The organism is Streptomyces sp. NPDC058051, from assembly GCF_042885475.1.
Classification (GTDB): domain Bacteria; phylum Actinomycetota; class Actinomycetes; order Streptomycetales; family Streptomycetaceae; genus Streptomyces.
Map to the genome: position 1 here is coordinate 21,041 of NZ_JBHVRW010000047.1, position 6,055 is coordinate 27,095.

The following is a 6,055-nucleotide window of genomic DNA, read 5'->3' on the forward strand; positions in this document are numbered from 1 at the left end:
ACTGTAACGCCACGTTTGGCTGCCGTGGCCGGGTTCTCGTCGATGCTGAGCTTGACACTCTTGACCTTCTCGCCGCCCTCGACCGCGATCGCCTCGCGCAAGGGGGCGACCTGACGGCACGGGCCGCACCAGCCCGACCCGGAAGCCGAGGAGTACAGGTTGACTGCTGCTCAGGCAGTCGGCCTCGACTGGGCTCTGCTGCTGGTGACCTGCCAGGAGCCCGCTGACACCGGCTGCTCACGGGGCATCGCTCGTGGGCTTGGGGGTGTGCGGTGGGCGAGAGCACCGGGACGACATGTCACGAGCGGCGAGTCCCTACATCTCGCTTGCCGGGGCCGGGCCGTCAGGCAGTGCCGGCCCGTCCCGGCGTCGTCGGGGCTGCTTACCGCCCGCCTCGCCATCCCCGAGGCGAACTGCCCCCCTGCTTCACCGGGCTGCTGCGACAACCCGGCGGTGAAGGTCTCTCACCTCACTCGACTCCACGGCGCCTCGTGGCACCCCACCCGCTACGACAAGACCGCCACCATCTACCTCGCCGGACTCCACGTCGCCGCCATCTTCATCGGGTCGGCGAGATGATCCGAAGGAAAGAAACGGCCTGACCTCGTTCGTCACGATCGCTGATGCCGACGGGGCGTTTGAGGGGCGTGCGCCGGCTGAACCCCCTTGCGTACACGGGCCGGCGAGGTACGCCAGGGGGTGCCGTGACCGGGGAGCACCCGGGATGCCGACAGATCGGCGATATTGCCGAGGGATGCGAGCGCTTCTGACGGATCGTCGGTAAAGGGGGCCGGCTGCGGGCCTGCCCGTCCGGTGAGGACGTGGCGCGTGGTCAGGGCATCCCCGACGAAGACTGCGTCGGCGAGCGGGACGTGCACCGCCACGCTGCCCGGCGAGTGCCCCGGCCTGCCCACGATCGCCGGGCTCCCGGGCAGATCAAGAACGTCGCCGTCACCGATCTCGGTGACTTCGCTGACATAACGGGGGCGCAGGCCGTTCTTGCGGATGGAGTAGGTGAAGAACCCGAGTGTCGGGCCGAGGCGCAGGGGGCCGAACGCGGCCCTGGGCTTGTCACCCGTGCGGGTGCGGACGGCGTCGGCGGTATGAACGAACACCAATACGCTGTGGGCGCTTCGCAGGCGCTCGGCGAAGCCGATACGGATCGCTGCCACCCTGATCTGCTACCGGCGTCTGACCAGGTAGAGAGCCGACCGATCCCTCCATATCCTGTTGCGGCGAGCCGCGCTGTCCGGCGATCATGACCGCCATGGAACGGCCGAAGCAGATCATCGAGTGCGGAGACTTTGCCCTGCGACGCTGGCGCGGGCAGAGCGACTTCGATCTGGCGTTCACATTGCTTGAGGAGTCCCTCGACCACCTCCGCCCGTGGATGCCGTGGGTCGCCCATCACAGTGAGGAGAAGACTCGCGACTTCCTCGCAGAGTCCGACGCGAAGTGGGACAGCGGCGATGCATACAACTTCGCCATGACGAGGAACGGCGGGCTCATCGGCATGTGCTCGACCTACCGCGGCGCCGAACCCCAAGGCTGGTACATGGGGTACTGGCTGCACCCTGCCGTCACCGGCCAGGGCATCGCCACGCGAGCGACGACAGCCATGGTGGCCCAGGCATTCGCCCTGCCGGACGTGGCATACCTCGAAATCGCACACGACCTGGCCAACACCTCCAGCGGCGCCATCCCGCGCCGGCTCGGCTTCACCGAAGTCCGACGCGAGCAGGTGACGCCACCCGCGGCACCCTCAGACAGCGGCATCGACGTGATCTGGCGGTTGGAACGCCCCACTCCACCCCGTTGAGGCATCCCCACCCCTGGCGGTGAATGGTCCGGAAGGGGTGGCGTGCTGTCAGGGGCTGGTGGCGTGTTCGACTCGTCCGCTGCGGATCCGTGCCGGGGCAGCGGCTGCTCGCCGGTTGGCTTCGGGCCGGTCATGACTCCCTTTCACGCCTGTTCTTGACGCGCTCTTGCGGAGACCGGGGATGAGACTTCGTGGCTCCGCCTGCGTGATGCCCGGCGACTCCGAGGCGCCGGGCCCAGCTGTACGGTGGTTCGGAGGACCGTGCTGCATGCTTGTGCCGGTGAGCGGTGAGTGCCCGCGGCCCCTCGCACAGCGAGTTCGGACCGCCGGAGAGATCGCCCTCGTACGGCGCCATCGAGCCGGATTCGTCGGCCGGCACATTGGCTGGCGACCGTACGCCTTTGATCTCCGCCACGCTGATCTGCTCCTCGCTCGTTCCGCACGTCGCGCCGTGGTGGCCCGCATTCAGCCAACCTGCCGCCGACGGCCTGGTCTTGCCCCGTTCGTGCGCCGACCGCGAACACCGCGGCGCTACCCTTGTGGGAAAGGGGATCTTGCGGACAGCCGGGGCCGGGACCGTGCGATATGGACGGGCCGAGCGGGACGGTCCCCCGTACGGCGCCGAGTCCTCGCGGACATACTCTGACCCCGGACAAGGACAGAAGGCCCGCTCATGGCCTTCCGCCCCCGTCCGGAACGGTCGAGGGACGCCGCGCCGAACTCCGTTGCCCGGGGGGCGACTTCGCCCCGGGATCCGCGCGGTCCCACCAACCATGACCGCGGGCGTTTCAGCGCGGATGAAATTTTGATGATGTGCGAGGTGGCAGTGAGGGGAAGCCGGGGGACCGCGAGGGGCGACGGGGCGTCGAAGCGGCTGCGGATCGAGCTGCTGGGGCCGGTCTCCGTACGCCGCGGGCCGACGACGCTGGATATCGGCCCCGTACGAAGGCAGGCCGTTCTGGTGGTGCTGGTGCTGCGCCACGGCAGACCGGTCGGTTACGAGCAACTGCTCGACGACGTATGGGGTACGCACCCGCCGGAGTCCGGCCACCGCGTACTTCCCAGCTACGTCTTCGCGTTGCGCAAGGCGCTCGACCCGCAAGGAGCCGGGCCGAGGGCCTCGGTGATCCGCGGCGGTGGCGGCGCATACCGCTTCGTCCTCGACGACCTCGAACTGGACACCGCGGAACTCGATGCACATACCCGGGCGGCGCGGCGGGCCAAGGAAGCGGGCGACCTGGCCACCGCCGCCGACAGGTTCACGGCCGCACTCGCCCTGTTCCGGGGAGAGCCCCTGGCCGGGCTGCCCGGCCCGTTCGCCCGGGGCGAGCGGAAACTGCTGACGGAACGCCGCGGCGCACTCCAGGCGGGAAGACTGGAGTGCCTGGTCGGACTCGGGCGCGCCGGCGACGCACTCGACGAGCTGGCCGCGCTCACGGCCGCCGACCCCCTCAACGAGCCGCTGCTGGGCCTGCGGATGCGAGCCCTGTACGCGGTCGAGCGGCAGGACGAGGCACTGAGGGCCTTCGCTGCCATGCGCGTACGACTCGCCGACGAACTGGGCGTCGACCCCGGGAAACAGCTCCAGGGCGTCCACGCGGCGGTTCTGCGGCGCGACGACACGTTCCTCCTCGGCGGTGCGCCGGCCCGCCCGGTCCGCCCCCGGCGCCCGGCGAACGACCTGCCCGGCGTCGTCGGGCGCATCGACGGACGCGCACACGAACTGGACCTGCTGAACGCCCCGGTCCCGAGCGACACGGTGTCCCTCACGACCATCGACGGCACCGCGGGCGTCGGCAAGACGACGCTCGTGCTCCACGCCGCCGGCCAACTGCGCGCCGACTACCCGGACGGATGCCTCTACGCGGACCTGCGGGCACACAACGAGGAACATCAGAGCCTCACGCCGCAACGGGTTCTGCGCAGGCTCCTCCGCTCCCTCGGTGAACCCAACAGCGAGGCGCTGAGCGACCTCGACGAACTCACCGCGGCGTGGCGCACCGCCACGAGCTCGCTGCGGATCCTGCTGGTACTGGACGACGCGGCAAACGCACGGCAGGTCGCCCCGCTCCTTCCGGCCGGGCCGGGCAGCCGCGTACTGGTCACCAGCCGCCGCCGCCTGGTCGAACTCGACGCCGACCTCAGGATCACCCTGGAACCCCTGGAAGCCGTTGGTGCGGTGTCACTGCTGCGGCACCTGGTCGGGGAAGAGCGAGCGGACAGCGAGCCGGAGGCCATGGGCGAACTGGCCCGGCTCTGCGACGGCCTGCCCCTGGCACTGCGGATCGTCGGGGCACGTCTGCAGACCCGGCCCACGTGGACCCCCGCGTTCCTGGTGGAACGGATGAGCGGCGACGAGGCCCGGCTCGCCGAACTCAGCGCCGGGGACCGCAGCGTCGAAGCAGCCTTCAGCCTCTCCTACGACCAGCTCCCCCCACAGCTTCAGCACGGATTTCGGGTCCTGGGACTCGTCCCGACGGCCGAGTTCGACCAACTGGCGTTGGCGGCCATGCTGGGCTGCCCGCCTGCCGAAGCGGAGAACGTACTGGAGGGCCTCGTCGATGTCAGCCTCCTCCAGCAGCCCGGCCCGGGCCGCTACCGCTTCCACGACCTGGTCCGGGCACACGCGCGCCGCCTCGCCCAGGCCACGCCCGAGGAGCAAGCCCCGTCACGCACCGCCCTGTTCCGCCTCTACCTGGACGCGGGCCGCCTCGCCAGCGACTGGGGCCCCGGCGGATTCCCCACAGGACCGCAGCCCGTCAGCACACCGTTCTCGGACTGGCAACACGCGGAGCGATGGCTGGATGCGGCAGGCACCGAACTACCCGACGTCGTCGCACATGCTGCCGCGCTGGGCGAAGCCGATCACGCCTGCTGGATCGCTGAGGCGCTGACTGACTACTTCCTGCGCAGAGGCCACTATCACGAGTGCCGGGCCACCCTCGAAACCGCACTCGTCTGCGCCGAGGAAGCGGCCGACCGGCGGATGGTTCCCGCTCTGCGAAGCGGTATGGGCATGATCGACTTCTACCAGGGCCGGTTCACGGAAGGGCACGCATGGTTCACCACAGCCCTGGAGCTCAGCCGCCAGAACGGTGAAACACGTGAAGAGGCCCGCGCTCTGGCCGGACTGGGAGCCGTCGCCTTCAGCCTGGGCCGGGGAGAGGACGCCACCCCTCAACTGACCACGGCCTTGAACCTGTCCAAGAAGGTCGGCGACAGCTGGCTCACCGGCATGTCGCTCAGCCTGCTCGGCTCGGTACACCACTACCACGGACGCATCGAAGCCGCACTGGACTGCTTCGGCCTCGCCTACGCCCGCGCCGAGATCAGCGGCAGACCCAACCTGCTGAGCCAGACGCTTTTCTGTATCGGGGACGTCCACCTCAGCCAAGGCCGCCACCGCGAGGCGTACGGCATGTTCCGCCGTGCCCTCGATCTGGTCGCACAGAGCGCATCCACCTTCCAGCAGGCATTCCTGCTGGCCCGGCTCGGCACCGCCCAGGAAACCACCGACCTGGACAAAGCCCTCTCCCTCCACCACGAAGCACTCGCCCTTCACGAACAGCTCGACCCCTTGAAGGAACCGCACTACGACCGACTGGAGATGGACATCCGTTGCGGGCTCGGCCAGACATACGCCACCGCAGGCCTCCTCCTCCAAGGACGTGAACAGTTCCTGGCCGCGCTCGCCATCCCCGGCGCCGAAGCACACATCTTCGAATACGCACGAGCGAAAGCGGGCCTGGCAACCTGCCAGACCGCCTGACTCCGACGAACGGGCGAAAGGACACGTGGGCGGATTGGTGTACAACGCCGTAAGGGCTCGCAGAGAATCAACGTGTTGCTTCCGGTGATGTGGCTCGTTGACGTGGTATGGGCATACCGCAAGAGGTTCGAGGTCAACTGGCGGCGAAGTTCGGGGTGTTGTTCCCCCACCTGGACGAGCGGCAGCAACGTCTACTGATGGGAGGCGAGGCCCGCGTCCTGGGGCACGGCGGGATCCGGGCCGTCGCGCGGGCCGCCGGGGCCAGCGAGACGACGGTCCGCAAGGGGGCGGATGAGCTGGAGGCGGGCGAGGCGCCTTTGGGGCGGGTCCGCCGGCCTGGAGGCGGACGGAAGAAGGCCGCAGACCTGGACGCGGGGCTGCGGCCAGCGCTGTTCGCCCTGGTCGAGCCGGACATGCGCGGAGACCCGATGTCGCCGCTGCGCTGGACGACCAAGTCGACCAGGAAC

General features: G+C 69.5%; 4 protein-coding genes and 2 pseudogenes. 4 read left to right on the forward strand and 2 right to left on the reverse strand.

Going from position 1 to position 6,055, the window contains the following annotated elements:
- Positions 1-5 precede the first annotated feature (5 nt).
- Positions 6-216, reverse strand: a pseudogene (locus tag ACFVUT_RS36720) (thioredoxin family protein); the annotation flags it as partial.
- A gap of 237 nt (positions 217-453) precedes the next feature.
- Between ACFVUT_RS36720 and ACFVUT_RS36725 the strand changes: the two are divergent.
- Positions 454-579, forward strand: a complete 126-nt coding sequence (locus ACFVUT_RS36725) for a hypothetical protein (RefSeq protein ID WP_389655456.1) — start codon at positions 454-456, stop codon at positions 577-579.
- A 32-nt stretch (positions 580-611) separates the two neighbouring features.
- Here ACFVUT_RS36725 and ACFVUT_RS36730 read toward each other — a convergent pair whose 3' ends face one another.
- On the reverse strand, positions 612-1,172 hold the full coding sequence (locus tag ACFVUT_RS36730; RefSeq protein ID WP_389655454.1) for an MBL fold metallo-hydrolase: 561 nt from the start codon (positions 1,170-1,172) through the stop codon (positions 612-614).
- Between the two features lie 95 nt (positions 1,173-1,267).
- Here ACFVUT_RS36730 and ACFVUT_RS36735 point away from each other — a divergent pair, with 95 nt between their 5' ends.
- From ACFVUT_RS36735 to ACFVUT_RS36745, 3 genes and pseudogenes are all read left to right on the forward strand, one after another.
- Positions 1,268-1,819: a GNAT family N-acetyltransferase gene (locus ACFVUT_RS36735; RefSeq protein WP_389655452.1), complete on the forward strand. Its 552-nt coding sequence runs from the start codon at positions 1,268-1,270 to the stop codon at positions 1,817-1,819.
- 820 nt (positions 1,820-2,639) lie between these two features.
- Entirely contained in the window at positions 2,640-5,588 is a 2,949-nt protein-coding gene (locus tag ACFVUT_RS36740) for a BTAD domain-containing putative transcriptional regulator (RefSeq protein ID WP_389655450.1), read from the forward strand.
- A gap of 107 nt (positions 5,589-5,695) precedes the next feature.
- Positions 5,696-6,055, forward strand: a pseudogene (locus tag ACFVUT_RS36745) (ISAzo13 family transposase); the annotation flags it as partial.